The following is a 1,361-nucleotide window of genomic DNA, read 5'->3' as shown; positions in this document are numbered from 1 at the left end:
AAGGCCCAGGGAAGACTCATCTTGAGGCAAGTTTCGCGCTTAGATGCTTTCAGCGCTTATCTTTTCCGCACTTAGCTACCGGGCAATGCCATTGGCATGACAACCCGAACACCAGTGGTGCGTTCACTCCGGTCCTCTCGTACTAGGAGCAACCCCTCTCAATCTTCCAACGCCCACGGCAGATAGGGACCGAACTGTCTCACGACGTTCTAAACCCAGCTCGCGTACCACTTTAAATGGCGAACAGCCATACCCTTGGGACCTACTTCAGCCCCAGGATGTGATGAGCCGACATCGAGGTGCCAAACACCGCCGTCGATATGAACTCTTGGGCGGTATCAGCCTGTTATCCCCGGAGTACCTTTTATCCGTTGAGCGATGGCCCTTCCATTCAGAACCACCGGATCACTAAGACCTACTTTCGTACCTGCTCGAGCCGTCACTCTCGCAGTCAAGCTAGCTTATGCCTTTGCACTAACCTCACGATGTCCGACCGTGATTAGCTAACCTTCGTGCTCCTCCGTTACTCTTTGGGAGGAGACCGCCCCAGTCAAACTACCCACCAGACACTGTCCTCACCCCGGATTACGGGGCCGAGTTAGAACATCAAACATTAAAGGGTGGTATTTCAAGGATGGCTCCACGCAGACTGGCGTCCACGCTTCAAAGCCTCCCACCTATCCTACACATCAAGGCTCAATGTTCAGTGTCAAGCTATAGTAAAGGTTCACGGGGTCTTTCCGTCTTGCCGCGGGTACACTGCATCTTCACAGCGAGTTCAATTTCACTGAGTCTCGGGTGGAGACAGCCTGGCCATCATTACGCCATTCGTGCAGGTCGGAACTTACCCGACAAGGAATTTCGCTACCTTAGGACCGTTATAGTTACGGCCGCCGTTTACTGGGGCTTCGATCAAGAGCTTCGCCTTGCGGCTGACCCCATCAATTAACCTTCCAGCACCGGGCAGGCGTCACACCGTATACGTCCACTTTCGTGTTTGCACAGTGCTGTGTTTTTATTAAACAGTTGCAGCCAGCTGGTATCTTCGACTGGCTTCAGCTCCATCCGCAAGGGACTTCACCTACATGCCAGCGTGCCTTCTCCCGAAGTTACGGCACCATTTTGCCTAGTTCCTTCACCCGAGTTCTCTCAAGCGCCTTGGTATTCTCTACCTGACCACCTGTGTCGGTTTGGGGTACGATTTAATGTTACCTGGAGCTTAGAGGATTTTCCTGGAAGCAGGGCATCAACTACTTCTGCACCGTAGTGCATCGTCATCACGCCTCAGGGTTGATATGCAACCGGATTTACCAGGTCACACCCCCTACACGCTTAAACCGGGACAACCGTCGCCCGGCCAG

At 53.4% G+C, this 1,361-nt stretch carries 1 rRNA gene; it reads right to left on the bottom strand.

The features are described 5' to 3' along the window. Positions 1-1,361: ribosomal RNA gene (locus ACJ8PE_RS24945) — 23S ribosomal RNA — on the bottom strand; the annotation flags it as partial.

It is taken from the genome of Serratia sp. CY74737 (assembly GCF_052166775.1).
Classification (GTDB): Bacteria; Pseudomonadota; Gammaproteobacteria; order Enterobacterales; family Enterobacteriaceae; genus Serratia; species Serratia ureilytica.
Note: the sequence above shows the minus strand (reverse complement) of the source record. Positions and strands in the feature narration are given on the sequence as shown.